The sequence below is a fragment of the Nocardioides lijunqiniae genome, from assembly GCF_015024225.1.
In the GTDB taxonomy this organism is placed as follows: Bacteria; Actinomycetota; Actinomycetes; order Propionibacteriales; family Nocardioidaceae; genus Nocardioides; species Nocardioides lijunqiniae.
Genome location: NZ_JACJGM010000001.1, coordinates 122125 through 145218, shown reverse-complemented (window position 1 = coordinate 145218; position 23094 = coordinate 122125). Strand labels below are relative to the sequence as shown.

The window sequence follows — 23094 nt, the reverse complement described above, 5'->3', positions numbered from 1 at the left end:
GACATCTACACCCGATTGACAGCGTCCGTGGCGCGGGTCACGATGCGAACACCCCGAGAGACCTCGACCAAGCGCCGCGGAGGACGGTCACATGCAGCTCAGCTCACCGGAGATGCTCGCGGCGACCATCCGGCGCCGGGGCCTCTCGCTGGCCGACCTCGCCCGGCAGAGCGGGTGCAGCAAGTCGATGGTCGGCCACCTGGTCACCGGCCACAAGACGACGTGCAGCCCCCAGCTCGCCGCCCGCATCGCCACCGCCCTCGACGTCCCCCTCGAGCTCCTGTTCCTCGTCCCCGCGGTCCCGCGGCCCGACGACACCGACGCACGCCCCCCACACCCCCACCCGGAAGGCAGGCACCACCCATGACACCCACCACCTCGCTCCTGCGCGACCCTCGCGTCCTCGCGGCCGGTCTCCTCAGCGCCCTCGTCGTCACGTCGGTCCCGGCCGCACAGGCCGCCTCCGAGGACTGGTACTCCCGCTCCAGTCCGCTCAAGGCCATGGAGGACGGCAAGGCCCAGGGTCTGGCCTACGGCACGTCCTACACGAAGAACACCTTCCTGAAGAACCACACCCACTACCGCGACCCGCGCGAGGGCGGCGACGGGGTCTACACCCAGACCAACTACACCTACCGCGTCCCCGACCAGAGCGGGGAGTCCTGGACCGAGAGCGGCAAGACCGACCAGAGCTCGCGCACCGCCAGCGGCAGCTGGGTCGACCAGTACGACAGCGACGACTACTCCAGCAGCCACGCCGACGCCTCCAAGGGACGCGTGCACTCGAAGGTCTGCGAGGACCAGGCCTGGAGCCCCGACGCCTGCAGTCGTCGGCCGTTCTTCACCTTCGACCTCTGAGCCGACCGTGGACGACGCCCTCCCCTCGCTGCGTGCCGTCGACGTGCGCTGCCGCTACCCACCGGGCACCGTCGACGTGGTCGACCTCGACGAGCTCGCGCTCGGGCCGGGCGCGACGGGCCTGGTCGGGGTCAACGGCGCGGGCAAGACCACGCTGCTGCTCACCCTCGCCGGAGCTTGCCGGCCCCAGCACGGCACCGTCACGCTCGACGGAGCCGACCTCTACGGCCGCGAGCGCCGCGAGCTCGTCGGGCGGATCGGGCTGATGCCGCAGTCGCTCGACCTGCCCGGCGAGCTCCGGGTCGCCGACGCGCTCTCCTACGTCAGCTGGCTGCGCGGCGTCCCGCGACGGGTCGCGGGCCCGCGCGAGCGCGAGCTGCTCGAGACCGTCGGTCTCGGGCCGCGCCGGCACGAGCGCGTCCGCCGGCTCTCGGGTGGGATGCGACGTCGCCTGGTCCTGGCATCGGCGCTCGTCACCGAGCCCGCCGTCCTGCTCCTGGACGAGCCCACCACCGGTCTCGACCCGGAGCAGCGCGCCGGGCTGCGCGCACTGCTCCTCGACCTGCCGGCCGCGACCGTCACGGTGCTGAGCAGCCACGTGATGGAGGACGTCGAGCGGATGACCGCACGGATCGTGGTGCTCGACGAGGGCCGCGTGCTCCACCACGGCGACACGACGGCGTTCGTCGCGGAGCGTGGCGGGCCGGAGCGCTCGCCCGAGCTGGCGTTCCTCGCCACGCTCGCGCGGGGGCGGGCATGACGCGCACCTTCGTCTGGCTCGGCGACCGACGCACGGTCGTGCTGACGTTCGCGGGGATGCTGCTCGCCGGACTGGTCCCGGTGCTCAGTCACGGCACGGACTGGCTCGGGTCGTGGAAGCTCGCCCTCGACCGCGGCACCTTCAGCCTCACCCTCGTCGGTCCGGTCGCCGCGGGCGTCGCCTGCACCGCCTACGTGCGCCTGACGACCTCCGGCGTCGAGCCCCTCGTCCAGACCGCGCGACGACCCTGGTGGCCGTGGCTCCGCCCGGCGCTCGCGACCTGGTGCCTGGCCGCGGCCGCCGTGCTCGTCACCACGCTGGGCGTCACGGTCGCCGCACAGGCGGCCGGGTCGGCGCCGTTCCCCCGGACCCTCTGGGTGCTGGTGCCCGCCCTGTGCGTCCTGGCCGCCCAGGTCGCGGTCGGCGTGCTGCTCGGCGGGCTCGGGCGGCGCCGGTGGCTGGCCCCCGTGGCCGCCGCGGCGACGTTCGGCCTGGGCGTGCTGGGCGCGGTCGGCGTGATCCCCGAGGTCTTCCGCACCGGAGGCCTCACCGGCTCCTACGCCGGCGAGACCTTCGACGTCGCGACGCACCTCCTGCAGGCCGGCGCCGCGCTGGGCATCGCCGCCGGGCTCCTGACCCTCTCGGACCGCGCGGCCGTGTGGCGGTCCCTGGGCGCCCGCGCCGTCGTGCTCGTCCTCGTGCTCGGCGGGGGCGCCTGCTACGTCGCCCTGGGCCGGGGCACCCACGAGACCACCCGCCCGCTCGCCGACCCCGCCCTGGTCTGCCGCGGTCAGGCGCCTCGCGTCTGCCTGGCCCGCGAGACGACGCGCCCCCTCGACGACCTGGTCCGGCGCATGGAGCAGCAGGCGGTGGCCCTCACCGAGATCGGGATCGAGCTGCCCCCGCGCTGGGTGCAGCACCGGCCGGGCGCCCCGGCCGGCGACGGCGACGGCGCGCTGGAGCTGTTCGTCGAGGAGGAGCTGGCCGGCGAGGTCTCCGACGAGACCGTCGCCCGGTCCCTCGCCACCCCGGCCGACTGCCCCGCCTACCGGGGCGACGTCCCCCCGCCCGAGGCCTCCTTCGACACCCGCCGGCTGCTGGCGCGCTGGCTGCTGGTGCACGCCGGGCTCCTCGAGCCGGGTGCCGACGACCAGGACCGCGCCTGGCTCGCCTCCGGCACCGACGAGCAGCGCCCCTGGGTCCTCGGCACCTACGACCGGCTGCGCGCGTGCCGGCTCGACGAGCTCCGGCTGCCCGCGGGTGTCTAGCCGGCTGGCGGTGCTGCGGGCGTGGGGCGCCCCCCGCACCCTGCTGACGGCGTTGGCCCTCGCCGGCGCCGTCCAGCTCGCCGCGTCCACCTACGTCGGCCTGCCGGCGTTCGCCGCCGAGATCCCGGCGCTGGACCTGGCCGCGCCGGCGGCCGCGCTGCTGCTGGCCTCGCCGCTGGTCGACCAGACCCCCGACCTCACCCTGCGCGCCGTACGTCCCCTGTGGCGGGTGCTGCTCCTGCGCTACGCCGTCGTGCAGGTCGCGGGCACCCTCGTCCTCGTCTCGCTGACCCTGACCGCCTGGACGCTGGCGCGTGCGCTGGTGCTGGTCGTCTTTCTCGCCGGCAGCGCCGTGACCGTCGCCGCCGTGGATGCGTGGTTCTGGGTGCCGGTCCTGGCGGCGTCCTACGCCTGGCTGTGGTGGGTGCAGCAGCGCGGCGCCCACGGGAGCGACGTGGCCCTCACGAGCGCCGTCGCCGCGCTGGTGCTCGGCGGGCTGGTGTTCGTGGCTGCAGGGACGTGGCGGGTGCACCGCTCCCGATGTCCTCGCCGCTGACGAGTGGTCAGCGGCCCGCGCCGTCCGCCGAGGCGCCCCCCACCGCGTCGGTGGTGGCGAGCCCGCTGCCCTCGGCCGCCTTGCTGATCGACTTCTTGATCAGGGCCTCGAGGTCCAGGCCGGTCGAGGTCTTGAGCATGTTGAGGGTCTGCACGACGTTGTCGTTGACCTGGCGCGGCAGCGCGCCGGCCCCGTCCGACGAGATGACCGTGAGCTGGTCGATGGCCGCGATCGGCGCCGCGACCTCGCGGGCGATCTGCGGGAGCACCTCGATCAGCATCTGCAGCACCGCCGCGTCGTTGTAGTGCGCGAACGCCTCCGCCCGCTTGTCCATCGCCTCCGCCTCGGCCTGTCCCACGGCCAGGGTGGCGGCCGCGGTGGCCTCGCCCTCGGCGCGGGTCGCGTCGGCCTCCGCCGTACGCCGGGCCTTCTCGGCCTCACCGCGCTTGGCGCCCTCGATCGCCTCCGCCTCGGCCAGCGCCGAGCGGCGGGACTTCTCCGCCTCACCGCTGAGCCGGGTCTGCTCGGCGCTCGCCTCGGCCGCCGCGATCGTGGCGGCGCGGCCGGCCTCGGCGCGGGCGATCTCGGCGGACCGGTTGGCCTCCGCCTCCTGCTCGACCTTGTAGCGCGCGGCGTCGGCCGGCTTGCGCACCTCGGTCTCGAGCTGCCGCTCGGTGAGGGCGGCCTGGCGCACGGCGACCTTCTCCTGCTCCAGCAGGATCGCCTGGTCGCGGTCGGCCTGGGCCAGTGGGCCGGCTGCCGACGCGGTGGCCGCGGCGGCGTCGGTCTCGGCCTGGATCTCCGACTGCTTGAGCGCCAGCGCCCGCTGCGAGACCGCGATCTCCTGCTCCGCCGCGATGGTCGCCTGCTCGGCGGCCTGGCGGGCGTTGGCCTCGGCGATCCGCGCGGCCTGGCTCACCCGGGCCGCCTCGGGGCGGCCGAGGTCGGCGAGGTAGCTGCCGTCGTCGGTGACGTCCTGGATCTGGAAGGTGTCGAGGATCAGGCCCTGGCCGGTGAGGGAGTTCTCGGACTCGTCCGCGACGCGCTGGGCGAACGCCGCACGGTCGCGGATGATCTGCTCGACGGTGAGCCCGCCCACGATCGAGCGGAGCGCGCCGGCGAGCACCTCCTGGGTGAACGCCTCGACGTCCTGCTGCTGGCTCAGGAACCGCTGGGCGGCCAGCCGGATCTGGTCGGCGTTGCCGCCGACCTTGACGATCGCCACGCCCTCGACGTTCAGCTTGATGCCCTGCCCCGACACGGCGCCGCGGATCTGCACCGAGATCCGCCGCGACGACAGGTCGAGGGTCGCGAGCTTCTGGACGAACGGGATGACGAAGGTGCCGCCACCGAGGATCACCTTCTGCCCGGAGAGGTCGGTCGTCAGCGCGCCGGTCTCCGGGTTGAGCACGGCCTTGCCCTTGCGGCCGGTCACGATGAACGCCTGGTTGGGCCCGGCCACCTTGTAGCGGCTCGTCACCAGCAGCACCAGCAGGAGGACGAGGAGGACGAGTCCGCCGATCGGGAGCCAGAAGTCCATGGGGGGTTCCTTTCGAGGTCAGCCGAGGGGCTGCCAGACCGGCGCCACGGTGACGGCGGTGGGCGAGAGCACGCTGGTCACGTGGACCTGGGTGCCGGGGTCGAGCGGTTGGTCGGCGCGGGCGTTGAGCCGCATGGTGTGCCCGCCGACCAGGATCGTGACCACGCCGAAGCCCTCGGCGGGGATGCCGGTCACGACCTTGCCGTCGCGGCCGATGGTGTCGTCGATGGTGAGGGTGGCGTCGCTGCCGCCGTCACGGATCAGGCGCGTGAGCCAGTAGGCGAACCAGCCGAACGCGACGCCGGCGACGAGACCGACGGGCAGGGCCACGAGCAGCGGGGCTCCGGCGGCCTGCGTCGCCGCGCCGCCGAAGCCGGTGGCTGCCACGAAGGCGCCGAGCACGGCGCTGGAGAAGACGTCGCCGGCCAGGGCGTCGAGCGCACCGTCGAAGAGGTCGCCCGCGACCAGGGAGATCCCGAGCACCACGAGCCCGATCAGCCCGATCACCAGCAAGGTCAACTCAGCTCCCGTGGACGACTCCTCCCGCCTGCCTGCGGGGACCACAGCATCCCCCAGCGGGCAGGTCGGCGAAACCCCGGGTCGGTGGCGGGGTGGAGCCAGCTGCACCCCCAAGAGGGGGGCTCACCGGATGGGAAGCGCCGCCGCGCCCCGGCAGCGTGGAGGACACCACCTCCCCTACCCCCTTGGAGTGATCCCGATGACGTCCCTCATCCCCCGCGCCGGCCTGGTCGCCCTGGTCGCCGGGCTGTCCCTCTCGGTCCTCGCGCCGCCGGCCGGCGCGGCCGTCGCCGCGCCCAGCGTCGAGGCCAGACTCGAGCAGGCCCCCGCGGCCGCGACCGTGAAGGCGTCCGGTGCGCGCGTCGTCCAGCGCCACCTGGACCGGCTGGTCTCGCGCTCCGGCTTCCCGGGCGCCACCGCCACCGTGCGTGGCCGCGACGGCGCGGTCCGCACCTACCGCGCCGGCGTGGGCGACCTCGCCACCGGCAAGCCGATCCCGCGCGACTCGCGGGTCCGGATCGCGAGCAACACCAAGATGTTCACCGCCACGGTCGTCCTGCAGCTCGTGGGCGAGGGCCGCGTCGACCTCGACGCCAGGGTCGAGCGCTACCTGCCGGGCGTCGTTCGCGGCCACGGCAACGACGGCCGCCGGATCACCGTGCGTCAGCTGCTGCAGCAGACCAGCGGGCTGCCCGACTACGACACCCTCGTCATCGACGCCGGCGGCACCATGCGCTCGGTCGCCCACACCTACTACGAACCCCGCCAGCTCCTCGACGCCGCGCTCGCCGAGCGCCGGCACTTCCGGCCCGGAGCCAGGTGGGAGTACAGCAACACCAACTACGTCGTCCTCGGCCTCCTCGCCGAGCGCGTGACCAAGCGCCCGATCAGCGAGCTCGTGACCAGGCGCATCATCAAGCGCATCGGGCTGCGCGACACCTACTGGCCCGGCGTCGGCGAGCAGCGCATCCGCGGCAGCCACCCGCGCGGCTACCTCGCCGACGAGCCCGGCGGCCGGTGGCACGACCTCACCCGCATGGACCCCTCGCTGGGCTGGGCCGCCGGCCAGCTCGTCGCCTCCCCCCGCGACCTGGGTCGCTTCATGAGGGCGCTGCTCGACGGCCGGCTGCTCCCCGCCGCCCAGCTGAGGCAGATGCAGAGGACGGTCCGGGCACCGGGCTTCGACGCCGAGCCGGGCTGGCGCTACGGCCTGGGGCTCGCGCGCTACACGACCAGCTGCGGCGTGGTGGCGTGGGGACACGGTGGTGACATCCAGGGCTTCGAGACACGCAACCTGGCGACCAGCGACGGCCGCTGGGCCGTGGTCACCGTCAACGCGCTCCCCACCGGCATGGACATGCTCGAGGCCGTCAGCGCGGCCACCGAGGCGGCGCTCTGCCGCTCCTGACCCGCGGGACCGGTACCAGCATCTGCTGGTACCGGCGAGGTTCTGGGCCGTCCGAACGCCCCAGAACGTAGCCAGTACCAGCAGATGCTGGTACTGGCTCCTCGCCGTCTCGGCCCCTCCTCCTACGATCGGCACGTGAGTGCCACCCTGGTCGCCAAGGGCCTGTCCGGGGGACACGCCCACCGCACGCTCTTCGAGGGCCTCGACCTGACGGTCGCCCCGGGCGACGTCGTGGGGGTCGTCGGGGCCAACGGCGCCGGCAAGACGACGCTGCTGCGACTGCTGGCCGGCCACGCCGAGCCGCTGGCCGGCACCGTGTCGACGGCCCCGTCCGACGCGTTCGTCGGCTGGCTCCCGCAGGAGCACGAGCGGCGCGACGGCGAGACCGTCGGCGGCTACCTCGCCCGCCGTACCGGTGCCGCCGCCGCGGCCGACGCCATGGAGGAGACGGCCGCCGCCCTCGGCTCCGGCGCTCCCGGCGCCGACGACGCGTACGCCGCCGCGCTGGACCACTGGCTGGCGTCGGGCGCTCCCGACCTCGACGACCGGATGCCGGCCGTGCTGGGCGACCTGCGGCTCGACGTGGGCACCGACGCGCTGATGACCTCGCTGTCCGGCGGGCAGGCCGCCCGCGTGGGCCTGGCCGCGCTGCTGCTGAGCCGCTTCGACGTGGTGCTGCTCGACGAGCCCACCAACGACCTCGACCTCGACGGCCTCGAGCGCCTGGAGCGGCTCGTCACCGGGCTGCGCGCCGGGATCGTGCTGGTCTCGCACGACCGCGAGTTCCTCGCCCGGTGCGTCGCCAGGGTCGTCGAGCTGGACCTCGCGCAGCAGCAGGTGCGCGTCTACGACGGCGGCTACGACGCCTTCCTCGAGGAGCGCGCGGTGGTGCGCCGCCACGCGCGCGAGGCCTACGAGCAGTTCGCGGACACCAAGGCCGACCTGGTCTCCCGGGCGCGCACCCAGCGCGAGTGGAGCTCGCAGGGTGTGCGCAACGCGATGAAGAAGAGCCCCGACAACGACAAGATCCGGCGGCGGGCGCAGAGCGAGTCGTCGGAGAAGCAGGCCCAGAAGGTCCGCCAGATGGAGTCGCGGATCGCGCGGCTGGAGGAGGTCGAGGAGCCGCGCAAGGAGTGGGAGCTGCGCTTCGACATCGCCGCCGCCCCGCGGTCGAGCACGGTCGTGGCCACCCTCGACGAGGCGAGCGTGCACCGCGGCGACTTCACCCTCGGGCCGCTCTCGCTGCAGGTCAACGCCGGCGAGCGGATCGGCATCGTCGGGCCCAACGGCGCGGGCAAGACCACGCTGCTGCGCCTGCTGCTCGGCCAGCTCGCACCCGACGCCGGCCGCGCCTCCCAGGGCGCGTCGCTGGCCGTGGGCGAGATCGACCAGGCCCGCGCGGTGCTCCCCGAGGACGCCACCCTGGGTGACGCCTTCGAGGCCGCCGTGCCCGACCTCTCCCCCGCCGACGCCCGCACCCTCCTGGCGAAGTTCGGCCTCAAGGCCGACCAGGTCGGCGCGCTCGTCGGCCGCCTGTCACCCGGCGAGCGCACCCGCGCGGCGATGGCGCTCCTGCAGGCCCGCGCGGTCAACGTGCTGGTGCTCGACGAGCCGACCAACCACCTCGACCTGCCCGCCATCGAGCAGCTCGAGCAGGCCCTGGCGGCGTACGACGGCGCGCTGCTGCTGGTCTCCCACGACCGGCGCCTGCTGGACAACGTCAGCCTCGACCAGCGCTGGCACGTCGACGCCGGCCGCGTCACCCCCGGCTGATCGCGGCCAGTCTCAGACGAAGCACTGGATCTCGCGGACAGGCGACACTCCGACCTCGGGGCTGTCGGCCCGGCCCACCAGGTCCACGTCGACCCGCGAGCGGTATGAGTACTTGTTGACCGAGCGGTTGCACCCGATCGAGTGGATCGTCGTCCTGCCCGTGCCGCAGCCCGAGAGGATGGTCGAGGTCGTCGAGTCGCCGACATGCACCCAGTCACCCGCGACCGTCAGGCGCTCGATCCACACCTTGACCCGGGCGGTCTGGGAGGCCGGCAGACCGGAGATGCGACGCCAGCAGCCCTTCGTGCGCAGGGTCTCGGCCGGCTTCTCGCGGACGATCTGGGGCACCGTCTGATGAACGGCGGGGGCGCGCTGAGCAGTCGCCGGTCGCTCGTCGGCCGGGGCGGCGCCGGCGGGAGGCGCGAGGGTCAGCAGGGGGAGGGCGGCGGCCGCGAGGGCGAGCCGTACGAGGATCCGAGACATGCCCGCATGATCACCCGCGCGCCACGGTCGCTGTCAAGGAGCCGTCGTGCGCGTGCGCCGCGTGCGCCGCGAGGTAGCCGGCCACCTGGCGGTCCCAGGCCGGCAGCGACAACCGCAGCTCGGCGCGCCGACGGTCGTCGGCGACCGTGAGCGAGTCGAGCGGGAAGGCCGCCGTCTCCTGCGACACCGCCCGCACCAGCCGCTCGACGGCCGCCTCCGGGATCGGGGAGCCGGAGGCGACGGTGACCACCGCAGGGATCTCCGGGGCCACCGGGCCCGTCACGTAGGAGAGCCAGAGACCCGTCGACCACAGACGTCTGCGCGAGGACGCGCCGTCGAGAGGGCTCACCACCCCGACCTCGACGGAGGTGGGGGCCTCGCCACCGAGCGCCTCCACCACGGCCCACGCGACCCCGACCGCCGGCGCCACCGGCTCGTCGACCCCGGCGTCGGACACGACGTCGCGGTCGATCGCGAGCCACAGCGCGTAGTCGGGCCCTGCTCCCGCGAGCTCGGCACCGGCCACCAGCGGTGCGGCCGTCAGGCCGGTGGCCGGGCCGTGGCCGAGGGACTCCGCGAGAAGCGCAGCGAGCTCGTGCTCGTCGGCCTCCTCGAGGATCCGGCGACGCACGTCGTGGGTGCCGTCGCGCCAGCGACCGCGGACGCTCACGCGCAGCAGCGGCCCGTCCGACCGGGGGCTGGTCACCATGACGACACGCTAGCGGGGCCGCAGGACGCGAGCGGCCCCCGGCTGCAGCCGCTCCATCAGGGCCCGGATCGCGGGCACGCCCTCGGCGCCAGGGCGGTGGACCATGCCCACGTGCCGCTCGCCGAACCCCGACGAGGGCCGCACCTCCACGTCGGGGTGGCGGAACGCGGTGAGGGCCAGCTGGGGCAGCACGGTGACCCCCAGCCCGTGCGCGACCAGGCTCTGCGCGACCACGTAGTCGTCGCTCTCGTGCAGCAGCCGCGGCTCGAAGCCGGCCGCGCGGCAGCTGTCGACCAGGTGCCGGCGACACCGCTCGCACCCCGCCACCCAGCCCTGCTCGCGCAGCCACGAGGGCCCGACGCGCGCCGGCGCCCCGGCGTCGGGCGGCAGGACGAGGTGGAGGGGCTCGATGCCGAGCGGGACCCAGCTCAGCGCCCCGTCGTCGTCGGGCGGCCCGTCGTAACCGAACACCAGCGCGACGTCGGCGTCGCCGGAGAGGACGGCGGTCCAGGCCTCCGGGGGCTCGACCTCGACGAGCGTCACCTGGACGCCGCTGTGGTCGTCGCGGAGCGCACGGACGGCGGCCGGCACCAGCGTCGCGGCGGCCGAGGGGAACGACGCCAGCCGCACGCTCCCCGTGCGCAGGCTGGCCAGCGCGCCCAGCTCCTCGCCGGCCTGGTGCAGCGCGCTGTGGACGGTGTCCGCGCGGGCCAGCAGCGCGACCCCGGCCTCGGTCAGCCGGGTGCCCTGGCTCGTGCGCACCAGCAGCGGGCTGCCGGCCTCGCGCTCGAGCTGGCGCAGCTGCTGGCTCACCGCCGACTGGGTGGTGCCGAGCTCGCGCGCCGCGGCGCTCAGCGAGCCGCTCCTCGCCACCGCGCGGAAGACGAGGACGCGTCGGGGATCCATCAACCCATTAGAAGCGCTAAGAGTCGCCTTCGACAACTGACGGATACCTAAGGGCCCCGATCCGGAGCAGACTGGAGCCATGGAGACCCTGGGCCTGATCGGCGGCATGAGCTGGCACTCGACCGCGACCTACTACCGGATCATCAACGAGGTGGTCTCCGCCGCGCGTGGCGGCCACGCGTCGGCCCGGATCAGCCTGCAGTCGCTCGACTTCGCCGAGATCCGCCAGTGCCAGCTGGACGGCGACTGGGACCGCGCCGGCGAGCTGCTCGCCGAGGCCGGGCAGCACTGCGTGCGCAGCGGTGCCACCACCGTCGCGATCTGCACCAACCTCATGCACAAGGTCGCGCCCCAGGTCGAGGCCGCGCTCGACGTCCCGCTCCTCCACATCGGCGACGCCGTCGCCGCCGAGGCCCGGCGCCACGGCTGGCAGACGCTCGGGATCCTCGGCACCTCCTGGGTGATGGAGGAGTCGTTCTACGCCGACCGGCTCGCCCTCCACGGCGTCGCCGCGGTCGCGCCCGACGCCGCCGACCGCGCGGTGGTCGACCGGATCGTCTTCGACGAGCTCACCCAGGGCGTCGTCACCGACGCCTCGCGCACGGCGTACGCCGACGTGATCGGCCGTCTGGCCGAGCAGGGCGCGGACGCGGTCGTGCTCGCCTGCACCGAGATCGGCCTGCTGGTCGGCCCCGACGACAGCCCGCTGCCGCTCATCGACAGCGCCGAGGTGCACGCACGCGAGCTGGGCCGGGCCGCCCTGGGACAGCTCCGCCCGACGAGCGCCCGCTAGGCGGAGAGCGCCGAACGGAGCGCCTCGACGAGCACGTCGATGTCGTCCTCGGTGGCCACGATCGGCGGCGCGAAGCGGACCGTCGAGCCGTGCGCGTCCTTCGCGAGGACCCCGCGCTCGAGCAGCGCCTCGCAGACCTGCCGGCCCGTCATCAGGGCGGGATCGACGTCCACGCCGGCCCAGAGCCCGTGGACCCGCACGGCGACGAGCCCACGACCGACGAGCGGCGCCAGCCCCCGCTCCAGGCGCTCGCCGAGCCGGCGCGCACGGTCCTGGAACTCCCCGGTGGCGAGCATCTCCACGACCTCGCGACCGATCGCCGCGGCCAGCGGGTTGCCGCCGAAGGTGGAGCCGTGCGTGCCCGGCTGGACCACGCCCAGGACGTCGGCGTCCGCGGCGATGGCCGACACGGGGTAGAGCCCGCCGCCGAGCGCCTTGCCCAGGACGTAGACGTCCGGGACCACGTCCTCGTGGTCGCAGGCGAAGGTCCGCCCGGTGCGTGCGAGCCCGGACTGGATCTCGTCCGCGACCATCAGCACGTCGCGCTCGGTGCACAGCTCGCGCAGGCCGCGCAGGAAGCCCGGGGGAGGCATGACCACGCCACCCTCGCCCTGGACGGGCTCGAAGAGCACGGCGACCACGGTGTCGTCGATCGCCGCGGCCACGGCGGCGAGGTCGCCGTAGGGGACGCTGCGGAAGCCGGGGGTGAAGGGGCCGTAGTCGGCCGTCGCCTCGTCGTCGTCGGAGAAGCTCACGATGGTGGTCGTGCGGCCGTGGAAGTTGCCCTCCATCGTCAGGATCGTGGCGGCTCCCGGCGCGACGCCCTTGACCTGGTAGCCCCACTTGCGGCTGACCTTGATCGCCGTCTCGACGGCCTCGGCGCCGGAGTTCATCGGCAGCACCACCTGCTTGCCGGTGAGCTCGGCCAGCGCCTCGACGAAGGGCCCCAGCTGGTCGTTGTAGAACGCCCGGCTGGTGAGGGTGAGCCGTTGCAGCTGCTCGGTGGCGCGCGCGACCAGGCGCGGGTGGGCGTGGCCGAAGTTGAGCGCCGAGTAGCCCGCCAGGCAGTCGAGGTAGCGACGCCCCTCGACGTCGGTGACCCAGGCGCCACTGCCCTCGGCCACGACGACCGGCAGCGGGTGGTAGTTGTGCGCGGCGTATCGCTCGGTCTGCTCGATGTGCCTCGCCGACGACGCGACGTCGCTCGGGATCGTGGTCACGGTGTCCACCTCTCGCGGGGGCCTCCGGAGCTCTTCCGGCGCCGTGGAGAGTAGAACAACCTGTTCCAGATCCTGTCAACAACGGCTAGTCTGTAATAGACGTTTCTTCACCCCCGTGCTGCCAGGAGCCCCGATGGACGCGACCACCCGTGTGCCCACCCCCGTCAACGAGACCGTGCGCGACTACGTGCCGGGCAGCGCGGACCTCGCCGCCCTGGACGTGGCCCTCGAGCGACTGGCCGCCGGCCCCGCCGACCTCTCCCACGTCATTGGCGGACGCGCCGTGGCGGGCGCCGGTGATCCCGTCGAGGTGCGCGCGCCGCACGACCACGCACTGCTGCTCGGGACGCTGCGCAACGCCACCCGCGACGACGCGACGGCGGCCGTCGAGGCGGCCCGCGCGGCGGCACCCGGATGGCGGGCGCTGCCGTTCGACGAGCGCGCCGCGGTGTTCCTGCGGGCAGCCGAGCTGCTGGCGGGGCCGTGGCGGGCACGGATCGTCGCGGCCACCATGCTCGGGCAGTCCAAGACCAGCCACCAGGCCGAGATCGACGCGGCCTGCGAGCTGATCGACTTCTGGCGCTTCAACGTCCACTTCGCGCGGGAGATCATGGCCGAGCAGCCGGTCGCCCACAGCCCCGGCGTGTGGAACCGCACCGACCACCGCCCCCTCGAGGGCTTCGTCTACGCCGTCACGCCGTTCAACTTCACCGCCATCGCCGGCAACCTCGCCACGGCTCCGGCGCTGATGGGCAACACCGTCGTGTGGAAGCCGTCCCCCACCCAGCAGCTCGCCGCCAGCCTGACCATGGAGCTCCTGGCCGAGGCCGGTCTCCCGCCCGGCGTCATCAACATGGTGACCGGGGACGGGCTGGCCGTCAGCGACGTCGTCCTCGCGGCTCCCGACCTCGCGGGCATCCACTTCACGGGCTCCACCGCCACCTTCCGCCACCTGTGGCGCGAGGTGGGCGCGCGCATCGACGGCTACGCCGCCTACCCGCGGCTGGTGGGCGAGACCGGCGGCAAGGACTTCGTGCTCGCCTCCCCGTGCGCCGACCCCGCCGCCCTGCGCACCGCGCTCGTGCGCGGCGCCTTCGAGTACCAGGGGCAGAAGTGCTCCGCGGCCTCCCGGGCCTACGTGCCGCGCAGCCTGTGGGACCGGGTGCGCGACGAGCTCGTGGCCACCACGGAGGGCCTGCCCACGGGCGACGTGCGCGACCACACCCGCTTCATGGGCGCGGTGATCGACGGTCGTGCGTTCGCGCGCCACCGGGAGGTCCTCGACGCCTCCCACGCCGACCCGGGCGTGCAGGTCCTCGCCGGCGGGACCTACGACGACAGCCGCGGCTGGTTCGTCCGGCCCACGATCCTCGAGATCGAGGACCCGGCGCACCCCGCCTTCTCGACGGAGTACTTCGGACCGATCCTGGCCGTCCACGTCTACGCCGACGAGGACCTCGACCAGGTCGTCGACCAGCTGGAGTCGGTGTCGGCGTACGCGCTCACGGGCGCCGTGCTCGCCACCGACCGCACCGTCGTGCACCGGCTCTCCGAGCGGTTGCGCTTCGCGGCCGGCAACTTCTACGTCAACGACAAGCCCACCGGCGCCGTGGTCGGGCAGCAGCCCTTCGGCGGTGGACGCGCCTCCGGCACCAACGACAAGGCCGGGGCCGCGACCAACCTGCTGCGGTGGACCAGCCCGCGCTCGATCAAGGAGACCTTCGTCCCCGCCACCGACCACGCCTACCCCCACATGGGCTGAGTCCCGGGCACTCTGGCGCAGACGGTTACTGGAACTACTGAATGTTGGTAAATTCTCATGGTGAGTGAGATCCCGGGCGGCCATGCCTCCATGCGCAAGCTGCTCATGTCCACCCTCGACGACCTGAGCAACGGCGAGCGCAAGGTCGCGCGAGCCCTGATGGCGCAGTACCCCACGGCCGGCCTCACCACGGTGGTCGACCTGGCGGAGGTGTCCGGCGTCAGCCCGCCCACGGTGGTCCGCTTCGTGACCCGGCTCGGGTTCACCGGCTTCCCGGCCTTCCAGCGGGCGCTGGTCCACGAGCTCAACAGCGAGCTGGGCTCGCCGCTCAAGCAGTACCCCGAGAAGGGCGGGCCCTCGGCCCTGGGCATCCTGCACGAGACCCACAACGCGTTCGCCGAGATGCTGATGACGTCCTACTCCGACCTCCCGGAGTCGGAGTTCAAGAAGGCCGTCAAGCTCCTGTGCGACCCCGCCCGCGACATCCGGGTCACGGGCGGGCGCTTCAGCCGCTCGGTGTCCGACTACCTCGTCGCCCACCTGCGCCTGCTCCGGCCGGGCGTGCACGGCGTCGGTGCCGACGACGAGATCGACCGCCGGTCGACCGTCGCGGACGCCGGCGCGAGCACGGTGCTGGTGATCTACGACTACCGCCGCTACACCGACCAGAGCCTGGTGTTCGCCGAGCGGATGGCCGCCCGCGGTGCCGTGGTGTGCCTGATGACCGACAACTGGCTCTCGCCCATCGCCAAGGTCGCGAAGGTGGTGCTCCCGGTGCGCGTCGACTCGGCCTCGCCGTTCGACTCGCTGGTCGCCTCCATGGCCGTCACCGAGAGCATCGTCGCCGGCGTCGCCGAGCGCCTCGGCAGCGCGGGCATCTCCCGGCTCGAGCTGGTCGAGGGCGCCGTCGAGTGACGGCGCCCCCGGGAGCGGTCAGGCTCCCCGCGCGGCCTGCGTCGGGGCCTCCGCCGCCGGCGTGACCGCCTCGGTGGCGTCGTCGTCCGGAGCAGCCCTGCGGCGGCGCCGCGGCAGCACGAGCTCGCGCACGCCCATCAGCCCGAGCGGGGCCTTGATGAGGGTGAGCAGCAGCACGGCCGCCAGGATCAGGTCGGCGACCCCGGCGGGCAGGGCGCTGCCCCCGGTGAACTGACCGTCCTGCAGGCGGCGCAGCAGCTCCTGGAGCCCGCTCACCACCAGGGCGCCGATGACGGCGCCGCTGAGCGACAGGTAGCCGCCGAGGACGATCATCACGATGAAGGCGAAGGTGGCGGTGAGGAAGAAGCTGTTGACGTTGAACGACGTGAGGTAGCCGGCGTACAGCGAGCCCGCGAGCCCGCAGACGAAGGCGCTCAGGATCCACGACAGCGCCCGGTGCCGTCCCACCGCGATGCCCGAGGCCTGCGCCGCCCAGTAGTCCTCACGTGAGGCCTGGAGCTGGAGACCGCTGCGCGAGCGCCGGTAGGCCCACGCCGCGGCGATCGAGCCCGCCGCGACGGCGAAGGCCAGCCAGATGGTGGTGTTGCGCGGGATGCCGATCATGCTCGACGAGCCGCGGGTCACGTCGGTCCAGCTGTTGAGGACGTTGTAGACGATCAGCAGCAGGGCCAGCGTCGCGATGCCGGACTGCAGTCCGGACAGGCGCGCGACGATCGGCGAGGTGACCACCCCGAGCACCGCGGCGGCGACGCCGCTGACGAGCAGGGCCACGAGGAAGCTCGCGTGCGCGTCGACCAGCCACGACAGCCAGCCGGGCAGGTTGGTGAACAGCGCGGCCTTCAGGTTGACCGGGATCGTGAGGTAGGCGGTCGTGTAGGCGCCGACCGCCATGAAGGCGACGTGCCCGAACGACATGACCCCGGAGCTGCCCGAGAAGATGGACAGGCCGGTGACGAACACGACCGAGACGATCGCCAGGGTCGCGACGCGGGCGACCGTGACGTCGCCGCCGACCCCCACGAGCGCGGCGAGCAGGACCAGCGCGATCAGCAGGACGGGCGTCTGGAGGACGCCGGTGACGGAGCCGAGCTTCTTCACGAGACACGCACCTTCGCGCCGGAGAGGAGACCCTGGGGGCGGACCACGAGGACCGCGATCAGGGCGGAGAACAGGAACGCGTCGCGGAAGGCGATGAGGTCGGTCGGCAGCAGGGACTCCAGGAGCGCCGTCGCGGCGCCCAGCAGGAAGCCGCCGAGAGCGGCCCCCTTGAGGCTGCTCATGCCACCCAGCACCGCGCCGACGACGCCGATGAGCATGGGCTGCAGGCCCATGTCGGCCGAGACCGCGCCCTGGCGGGCCACGAGGACGGCCGAGCCGACGGCGGCGAGGACGCCCACGGTGACGAAGGCGCTCGGGATGACGAGGTTCGCGCGCACCCCGAGGCTCGAGGCCATCTGGAAGTCCTCGGCGGCGGCCCGGAGCTGGATGCCGAGGCTGGTGCGGCCCATCATCCAGGCGACCGCGACCAGCATGGTGCCGCACAGCGCCAGGGTCAGCAGGTCGAGCACGCTGACGTCGGCGCCCAGGAGGTCGACCCGGTGTGCCAGGAAGTCCTCCGGCGCCACCCCGCGGGTGCGCGGGAGCACGGTCATGCGGGCCAGGCTCTGGATCGCGAGGCTGACCGCGAACGACGCGATCATCAGCGTCACCGGGTCGGCGTTGCGGAGCGGGTGGAACGCCAGCCGCTCGCTGAGCAGCGCCACGACGACCGCGAAGACGATGGCCATCAGCAGCGCGACCAGCCAGGGCTGGTCGCGGAACAGGTACATGGCGAACGCGCCGGCCAGGATGATCTCGCCGTAGGCGAAGTTCATCAGGCCGAGCACGCCGAAGAGCAGAGCGACGCCGATGGTCAGCAGCGCGTACAGCGCGCCCAGGCCGACCGCGGAGATGAGGAACTCGAGGATCATCGGGTGACACCCACTTCGGCAGGAGAGAAGCCGAGGTACTCCACCACGGCCGGGAGCTCCCCGAGCTCGGCCGCCGAGCCGCTGCCCAGCACCTTCCCGGGAGCCTGGAGCACGTACGAGCGGTCGGAGACCTCCAGCGAGCGCACGGCGTTCTGCTCCACGAGCAGGATCGTCATGCCCTCCTCGCGGAGCTGGACCACGACGTCGAAGATCAGGTCCACGATGATCGGCGCCAGGCCGAGCGTCGGCTCGTCGAGCAGCAGCAGTCGCGGGTCGAGCAGCAGCGCCCGGGCGATGGCCAGCTGCTGCTGCTCCCCGCCCGAGAGCAGGCTCGCGCCGCGGCTCCAGTACTTGCGGAGCACCGGGAACCGCTCGAGCTCGCGCTCGATGTCCCGGGCCAGGCCCGCCTTGTCCTTGCGGGTGATCCCGCCCAGGCGCAGGTTCTCCCCCACGGTGAGGCTGGCGAAGATGCCGCGGTCCTCGGGGACGTGGGAGACCCGCTTGCGCACCGTGGAGAAGCCGCGGTCGGAGACCGAGTGACCGTCGACGGTGATGGTCCCGCTGTGCAGCGGGACCTGCCCCATGACGGCCTTGACCAGGGTGCTCTTGCCCGCGCCGTTCTGGCCGATGAGGGAGACCAGCTCCCCCTCGCCGACGTGGAGGGAGCAGCCCTGGACGGCCATGACGGAGGCGCCGTACTGCAGGTAGGCGTCGGTGATGCTCAGGACCATGTCAGTGTCGCTTCCCGAAGTAGATCTCGATGACGCGCGGGTCCTTGCGGACCGTCGCCGGCTCGCCCTCGACGACAGTGCGCCCGCTGTCCAGCACGTGCAGGCGGTCGCAGGTGCCCATCACCACGGACATGTCGTGCTCCACGAGCAGGACCCCGCAGTCTCGGCGCCGGGCGAAGCCGCGGATGGAGGTGATCAGCTCGACCGCCTCCGTCTCGTTCTGCCCGGCGGCCGGCTCGTCCAGCAGGAGGAAGCGGGGCTTCGCGGCCAGCGCCCGGGCGATGGCGGTGGTCCGGATGCGCCCCGCGGTCAGGCTGTCCGCGCGGGTGTCGGCCACCGCACCGAGGTTGAGCTCGTCGAGGATCTCGTCGCGCAGGCGCCGCGCCGGGCCCCGGCGGGAGCCGGCGCCCAGCGCCGCGGCCTCGACGTTCTCCGCCACGGTCAGGCGGCCGAAGACCCGACCGCTCTGGAAGGTCCGGACCACCCCCCGCTGCACGCGCTGGCGCATCGACGACCGGGTCAGGTCGTCGTCGTCCAGGTGGATGCGGCCGGACGTCGCCCGCAGCATCCCGCTGAGCAGGTTCAGCGTGCTGGTCTTGCCGGACCCGTTGGGGCCGATCAGGCCCAGCACCTCGCCGCTGCGCACCTCGAGGGTCACCCCGTCCACGGCCTTGACGCCGTCGAAGTGGATCCCCCCGTCGGCCATCCGCAGCACGGACGGCCGACGGGAGAGCTGAGCGGTGTCGGTCATGAGGCGCAGGCGTTCTCGTCACCGATGTCCGGGATGCCGTCGACCTGCTGCTGGCCGACGAACTTCATCGCGCCCTGGTCGACCTCGACCACCGAGAGCGGCATGTCGATGATCTTGTGGCAGGTCTCGGAGAAGTACTGGACCTCGCCGATCGGCGTCGACACCGGCCCGGCGCTCTCCAGCGCCGCCTTCACGTCCGCGCCGTCGAGCGAGTCGGCGCCCTCGAGGGCGTTGGCGATGGCCGAGACCATGGTGTAGCCGAGGAGCGCGTAGCTGGAGGCGGGCTCGGAGTCGTACTCGGCCTGGTAGTCGGTCACGAAGGCGTCCAGCTCGGCGGAGTCGGCGCCGGTGCAGTAGACGTAGCAGGCGAAGCCGGTGTAGTAGACGTCGCTGGCCGAGTCTCCGACGATGTCGAGGAGGACCTGGCCGTCCAGGGCCGCGGGGCCGACGATCGGCACGTCGATGCCACCCTCGCGCAGCTGGCGGATGGCCGTGGCGCCGCCGGGGTTCCAGCTGGCGACGTAGATGAAGTCGGGCTTCGTGGCGAGGCCCTTGATCCGGCTGACCTGGCTGCTGATGTTGACGTTGTCGCCGCCGGGGAAGGCGTCGTTCCCGACGACCTCGCCACCCAGCTCCTCGAACTCGGCCTCGAAGTAGCGACCGGCCGACTTGGTGTACTCGATGCTCTCGTCCTGCAGGAGGTACGCCGAGGACCAGCCCTGGGCGTCGGCCCAGGCGGCGCCGGTGGCGCCCTCGACGTCGCTGCCGGCGTTGGCCGAGAAGACGTAGTCGCCCAGGGTCGTGGTGTCGGCCATCTTCGGGTCACCGGCACAGATGGACACCGAGGGGACGGAGGCGGCCTGCGCCACGGCCGCGCCGGGCGCGCTCAGGTCGAAGTCGCAGGGGGTGACCAGCAGGTCGATGCCGTCGGCGACGAGCTCCGTCGCAGCGGTGCCCACCGTGTCGGGGTCGGAGCGGACGTCCTTGGTGACGGTCTTGATCTGCTTGCCGTCGACGCCGCCGTCGTCGTTGATCTCCTTGATGCGGAGCATCGCGGCGTTGCCGGGCTCGACGTCGAACGGCGCCATGTTGCCGCTCTGGCTGAGGGCGAACCCGATCGTGATGACGTCGGAGTCACCGGACGCGTCGTCGGAACCGCTGTCGGAGCAACCCGCGGTCACGAGCAGCGAGGCCGCGGCAGCCGCCGCGAGGATCGCCTTCCGGCCCGAAAAAGGGCGCGCTGAGGAGAGCATCTGTCCTACCTAGGTGTGTGAAGGGGTGGGGCGGTCGGTGGTGCCGTGCCGTGCCGTGCTGTGCTGTGACGTTCAGGGGCGGTGCGGTGAGCTCAGCCGGTGGCTGCTCGGAGGGCGACCCGGACGCACTCGATCGTGGAGGCGACGTCGGACTCGGTGGTGGCGGCGTTGAGTCGTCGGTCGCCGGTCGGGAAGGCGGGCTCGAGGACGCCCTGCGACAGCAGGGACGTGTGGTAGCGGGCGTACATCTCCGCGTCGGACTCCATGGCCTGGCGGAAGTTGGTGGGCAGCTCCGGGCGGAAGTAGACGCACCACTCGGAGCCCAGGCCGGCGACCGTCGCCGGCGCCCCGGTCTCGTCGATGGCGGCCTGGATGCCGCTGCGCATCTGCTCGCCGCGCGCGTAGAGCACGCCGAAGACGTCCTCGGACTGCATGATCTCGAGGGTCTTGTTGGCGGCCGCCAGCGCGTACGGCGAGGCGTTGAAGGTGCCGTCGATGGTCGCCTCGCTCTTGCTGTAGGCGCCCAGGTGGCCCATCACCGCGTCCGAGCCGGCGAGCCCGGCCAGGGAGTAGCCGTTGGCGACGGCCTTGCCGAAGGCGGTCATGTCGGGGGTGACCCCGCAGATCGACTGGTAGCCGCCGAGCGCGGCGCGGAAGCCGGTCTTGATCTCGTCGAACACCAGCACGACGCCGTGGCCGGTGCACAGCTCGCGGAGCAGCTCGAGGAAGCCGGGCGCGGCGGGCACGCACCCGAAGCTGTGCACGTAGCCCTCGGTGAACGCGACCGCCAGCTCGTGGCCGTGGGCCTCGAAGGCGGCGCGCAGGCCGGCGTCGTCGTTCCACTCGACGACCACCACGTCGTCGACGACCGCCGGGTGCAGGCCCCCGCCGTTGGGCGTGTTGAGCGAGGACGTCGCGGTGAGGTCCTTGCGCGAGCTCCCGACCGCGACGTGGTCGCTCCAGCCGTGGTACGAGCCGTGGAACTTGAGGACCTTGAGGCGTCCGGTGGCGGCGCGGGCGACGTGGACGGCGTGCATCGTGGCGTCCGTGCCGGAGGTGCAGAACGCGACCTTGTCGGCCGAGGGCAGCACCTCGCAGATGGTCTCGGCGAGCTCGATCTCACCCGACTGGGGGCCGACGCCGGTGAGGTCGCACGTGCTGACGGCCGCGAAGACCGCCTCGTTGACGCGCCGGTCGCTGTGGCCGAGCACGATCGGGCCCCAGGCGTTCAGGTAGTCGACGTACTGGCGGTCCTCCTGGTCCCAGATGTAGGCGCCCTGGGTGCGCACGAAGACCTGCTGCCACCCCACGCGGTGACCGGAGGACACCCCGCGCGGGACCGACGCCTCGGCACGGCGCCACGTCGCGGCCTGGTCGAGCTGCTCAGAGACTGGGGACACGGGGAGCTCCTTGGTGGGAGGCGAGCGGGGCGTTCGCGACGCCGCTCGCGAGGTCGGCGAGGAGGGCACTGCTCATGCGCTCGGCGAGCATCACCGCCGGCAGGTGGGTATTGGCGGCGGGCACCTCGGGCATGACCGAGCAGTCGATCACCCGGACGCCGGCCATGCCGTGCACGCGGCCACGCTGGTCGACCACGGCACCGGGGTCGTCGGCGGCGCCCATCCGGGCGGTGCCGACCGCGTGGAAGTAGTCACCGACGGAGCCGGCGAGCCAGCGCTCGTAGGCCTCGGGGTCGGCGAGCGCTGAGACGGGTGTCCCGTCGGCGTCGATGAACGCCTCCTCGACGATGTCGCGGAAGGCCTGCGTGTCCAGCAGGCGCACGGCGTGCCCGACGGCCTCGCGCATCACCGCCCGGTCCCGCTCGGTCGTGAGCATCCGCTCCGCGATCACCGGCGGCCCGGTCGGGCGGTCGGGGTCGAGGCGCACCTCGCCGGTCGAGGTCACCGTCATCACGGCGGCCATGACGACGGCGTGGTGCTGCGGCGAGCTCACCGACAGCGCGCCCTGCATGGGCAGGATGTGGATGTCGCCCTCGGCGACCTGCGAGGAGAGCCGCAGCACCGCGTTGATGCACGACTCCTTCGCCCGCACCTCCTGGTGGCCGGGCTTGAGCGCCAGCAGGATCGAGGCGGCGGGGTGGTCCTGCAGGCCCTTGCCGACTCCCGGCCGGTCGCAGCCGCTGCGCAGCAGGATGGCCGGCGTCTCGATGGTGCCCGCGCTGAGCACCACCTGGTCGGCGTGCAGCGAGGAGCCGTCGGTGAGCAGGACGCCGGTGACGCGGCCGTCCTCGACCAGGAGCCGGTCGACGCGCGAGTCGGTGCGCACGACGAGGTTGTCGCGGTCGCGCGCCGGGGTCAGGTACGTCTCCAGGCTCGAGCGCCGGCCGGCGTGGTCGGCGTGGCGCCACAGGGTGCCCCCGCCGTCGTACGGCGTGTGGGTGTCGACGTCGCTGGGCAGGCCCAGCTCGGCCGCGGCGTCCACGAGCGCGTTGTCCATGGGCGTGTAGCCCGAGCGCGGGGTGGCCACGAGGTCGCGCTTGAGCGACCGGAAGGTGGGCTCGACCGCCGACCAGGACCAGGCGTCCAGGCCGTAGACCTCGGCCCAGCGGTCGTAGTCGCGAGGCAGGCCGGGCAGGGCCAGCATCGCGTTGACGGCGCCGGAGCCGCCCAGGCCGCGGCCTCGGTGGTACTGACGCGGGGTGTCGGAGGCGAGGCGGGTGGCGAGCAGGTCCGGGTCGAACGCCGCCGTCGCCCCCATCGCGTCGATCCAGTTGGCCGAGGCGAGCTGCGTGCCGACGTCGGTCCCGGCGTGGTCGGGACCGCCTTCAAGGACGACCACCTCGTGGCCCGGGTGCTGGCTGAGCCGGGCGGCCACGACGCAGCCGGCGCTGCCGGCGCCCACGACGATGATGCGTGCCATCTGTTGTCTCCGGTTCCG

The 23094-nt window shown here is 73.3% G+C and carries 23 protein-coding genes; 10 read left to right on the top strand and 13 right to left on the bottom strand.

Annotated features, from left to right (window positions below):
• Positions 1 to 91 precede the first annotated feature (91 nt).
• Genes IRQ30_RS00685 through IRQ30_RS00665 form a run of 5 tightly spaced genes read left to right on the top strand, consistent with a single transcriptional unit; the run spans position 92 to position 3442 of the window.
• On the top strand, positions 92 to 367 hold the full coding sequence (locus tag IRQ30_RS00685) for a helix-turn-helix transcriptional regulator (protein ID WP_193611157.1): 276 nt from the start codon (positions 92 to 94) through the stop codon (positions 365 to 367).
• Positions 364 to 858, top strand: a complete 495-nt coding sequence (locus tag IRQ30_RS00680; protein ID WP_193606724.1) for a hypothetical protein — start codon at positions 364 to 366, stop codon at positions 856 to 858. The genes IRQ30_RS00685 and IRQ30_RS00680 overlap by 4 nt, the downstream gene beginning before the upstream one ends.
• Positions 859 to 865: 7 nt before the next feature.
• Positions 866 to 1618, top strand: coding sequence for an ATP-binding cassette domain-containing protein (locus IRQ30_RS00675; RefSeq protein WP_193611156.1), 753 nt, complete (start codon positions 866 to 868; stop codon positions 1616 to 1618).
• Complete coding sequence (locus tag IRQ30_RS00670) at positions 1615 to 2886, top strand: hypothetical protein (RefSeq protein ID WP_193611155.1); 1272 nt, start codon at positions 1615 to 1617, stop codon at positions 2884 to 2886. The genes IRQ30_RS00675 and IRQ30_RS00670 overlap by 4 nt, the downstream gene beginning before the upstream one ends.
• Positions 2879 to 3442, top strand: a complete 564-nt coding sequence (locus tag IRQ30_RS00665; protein ID WP_193611154.1) for a hypothetical protein — start codon at positions 2879 to 2881, stop codon at positions 3440 to 3442. Before IRQ30_RS00670 ends, IRQ30_RS00665 begins: the two co-directional genes overlap by 8 nt.
• Before the next feature lie 7 nt (positions 3443 to 3449).
• Here the strand turns inward: IRQ30_RS00665 and IRQ30_RS00660 are convergent, their stop codons facing one another.
• Together IRQ30_RS00660 and IRQ30_RS00655 are read right to left on the bottom strand one after the other, a co-directional pair.
• Positions 3450 to 4982 (bottom strand): flotillin family protein, encoded by a 1533-nt coding sequence (locus IRQ30_RS00660; protein WP_193611153.1) that lies wholly within the window; start codon positions 4980 to 4982, stop codon positions 3450 to 3452.
• 18 nt (positions 4983 to 5000) lie between these two features.
• Positions 5001 to 5501, bottom strand: a complete 501-nt coding sequence (locus IRQ30_RS00655) for a hypothetical protein (RefSeq protein ID WP_193611152.1) — start codon at positions 5499 to 5501, stop codon at positions 5001 to 5003.
• 199 nt (positions 5502 to 5700) lie between these two features.
• Between IRQ30_RS00655 and IRQ30_RS00650 the strand changes: the two genes are divergently transcribed.
• Together IRQ30_RS00650 and IRQ30_RS00645 are read left to right on the top strand one after the other, a co-directional pair.
• Positions 5701 to 6909, top strand: a complete 1209-nt coding sequence (locus IRQ30_RS00650) for a serine hydrolase domain-containing protein (protein ID WP_193611151.1) — start codon at positions 5701 to 5703, stop codon at positions 6907 to 6909.
• A gap of 135 nt (positions 6910 to 7044) precedes the next feature.
• Positions 7045 to 8682, top strand: a complete 1638-nt coding sequence (locus tag IRQ30_RS00645; RefSeq protein WP_193611150.1) for an ATP-binding cassette domain-containing protein — start codon at positions 7045 to 7047, stop codon at positions 8680 to 8682.
• 12 nt (positions 8683 to 8694) lie between these two features.
• Here the strand turns inward: IRQ30_RS00645 and IRQ30_RS00640 are convergent, their stop codons facing one another.
• The 3 genes from IRQ30_RS00640 to IRQ30_RS00630 are packed head-to-tail and all read right to left on the bottom strand — an operon-like array spanning position 8695 to position 10780.
• On the bottom strand, positions 8695 to 9165 hold the full coding sequence (locus IRQ30_RS00640; protein WP_193611149.1) for a hypothetical protein: 471 nt from the start codon (positions 9163 to 9165) through the stop codon (positions 8695 to 8697).
• Between the two features lie 10 nt (positions 9166 to 9175).
• A complete protein-coding gene (locus IRQ30_RS00635; protein WP_193611148.1) occupies positions 9176 to 9874 on the bottom strand; it encodes a hypothetical protein in 699 nt (232 codons plus the stop codon).
• A 9-nt stretch (positions 9875 to 9883) separates the two neighbouring features.
• Positions 9884 to 10780, bottom strand: a complete 897-nt coding sequence (locus tag IRQ30_RS00630) for a LysR family transcriptional regulator (protein WP_193611147.1) — start codon at positions 10778 to 10780, stop codon at positions 9884 to 9886.
• A gap of 79 nt (positions 10781 to 10859) precedes the next feature.
• On the opposite strand from IRQ30_RS00630, the gene IRQ30_RS00625 reads away from it, so the two are divergent.
• Positions 10860 to 11573, top strand: a complete 714-nt coding sequence (locus tag IRQ30_RS00625) for an aspartate/glutamate racemase family protein (protein WP_193611146.1) — start codon at positions 10860 to 10862, stop codon at positions 11571 to 11573.
• Here IRQ30_RS00625 and rocD read toward each other — a convergent pair.
• Positions 11570 to 12793 (bottom strand): ornithine--oxo-acid transaminase, encoded by a 1224-nt coding sequence (gene rocD / locus IRQ30_RS00620; protein WP_338089502.1) that lies wholly within the window; start codon positions 12791 to 12793, stop codon positions 11570 to 11572. The two genes, IRQ30_RS00625 and rocD, sit on opposite strands and share 4 nt — an antisense overlap.
• Positions 12794 to 12926: 133 nt before the next feature.
• On the opposite strand from rocD, the gene pruA reads away from it, so the two are divergent.
• A complete protein-coding gene (gene pruA, locus IRQ30_RS00615; RefSeq protein ID WP_193611145.1) occupies positions 12927 to 14555 on the top strand; it encodes an L-glutamate gamma-semialdehyde dehydrogenase in 1629 nt (542 codons plus the stop codon).
• 60 nt (positions 14556 to 14615) lie between these two features.
• Positions 14616 to 15470: a MurR/RpiR family transcriptional regulator gene (locus tag IRQ30_RS00610; protein ID WP_338087676.1), complete on the top strand. Its 855-nt coding sequence runs from the start codon at positions 14616 to 14618 to the stop codon at positions 15468 to 15470.
• Between the two features lie 18 nt (positions 15471 to 15488).
• On the opposite strand, the gene IRQ30_RS00605 is transcribed toward IRQ30_RS00610, so the two are convergent.
• The 7 genes from IRQ30_RS00605 to IRQ30_RS00575 all read right to left on the bottom strand — a co-directional run bounded on the left by IRQ30_RS00605 (position 15489) and on the right by IRQ30_RS00575 (position 23076).
• Positions 15489 to 16589: an ABC transporter permease subunit gene (locus IRQ30_RS00605; protein ID WP_193611144.1), complete on the bottom strand. Its 1101-nt coding sequence runs from the start codon at positions 16587 to 16589 to the stop codon at positions 15489 to 15491.
• Positions 16586 to 17461 carry a branched-chain amino acid ABC transporter permease gene (locus tag IRQ30_RS00600; RefSeq protein WP_193606738.1) on the bottom strand — a complete coding sequence of 292 codons (876 nt, stop codon included), beginning with the start codon at positions 17459 to 17461 and terminating at the stop codon, positions 16586 to 16588. Before IRQ30_RS00600 ends, IRQ30_RS00605 begins: the two co-directional genes overlap by 4 nt.
• Entirely contained in the window at positions 17458 to 18192 is a 735-nt protein-coding gene (locus IRQ30_RS00595; protein WP_193611143.1) for an ABC transporter ATP-binding protein, read from the bottom strand. Before IRQ30_RS00595 ends, IRQ30_RS00600 begins: the two co-directional genes overlap by 4 nt.
• 1 nt (position 18193) lies before the next feature.
• Positions 18194 to 18943: an ABC transporter ATP-binding protein gene (locus IRQ30_RS00590; protein ID WP_193606740.1), complete on the bottom strand. Its 750-nt coding sequence runs from the start codon at positions 18941 to 18943 to the stop codon at positions 18194 to 18196.
• Positions 18940 to 20196, bottom strand: a complete 1257-nt coding sequence (locus IRQ30_RS00585) for an ABC transporter substrate-binding protein (protein WP_193606741.1) — start codon at positions 20194 to 20196, stop codon at positions 18940 to 18942. Before IRQ30_RS00585 ends, IRQ30_RS00590 begins: the two co-directional genes overlap by 4 nt.
• Positions 20197 to 20288: 92 nt before the next feature.
• A complete protein-coding gene (locus tag IRQ30_RS00580; RefSeq protein WP_193611142.1) occupies positions 20289 to 21596 on the bottom strand; it encodes an aminotransferase class III-fold pyridoxal phosphate-dependent enzyme in 1308 nt (435 codons plus the stop codon).
• Complete coding sequence (locus IRQ30_RS00575; protein ID WP_193611141.1) at positions 21580 to 23076, bottom strand: GMC family oxidoreductase; 1497 nt, start codon at positions 23074 to 23076, stop codon at positions 21580 to 21582. Before IRQ30_RS00575 ends, IRQ30_RS00580 begins: the two co-directional genes overlap by 17 nt.
• Positions 23077 to 23094: the final 18 nt, after the last annotated feature.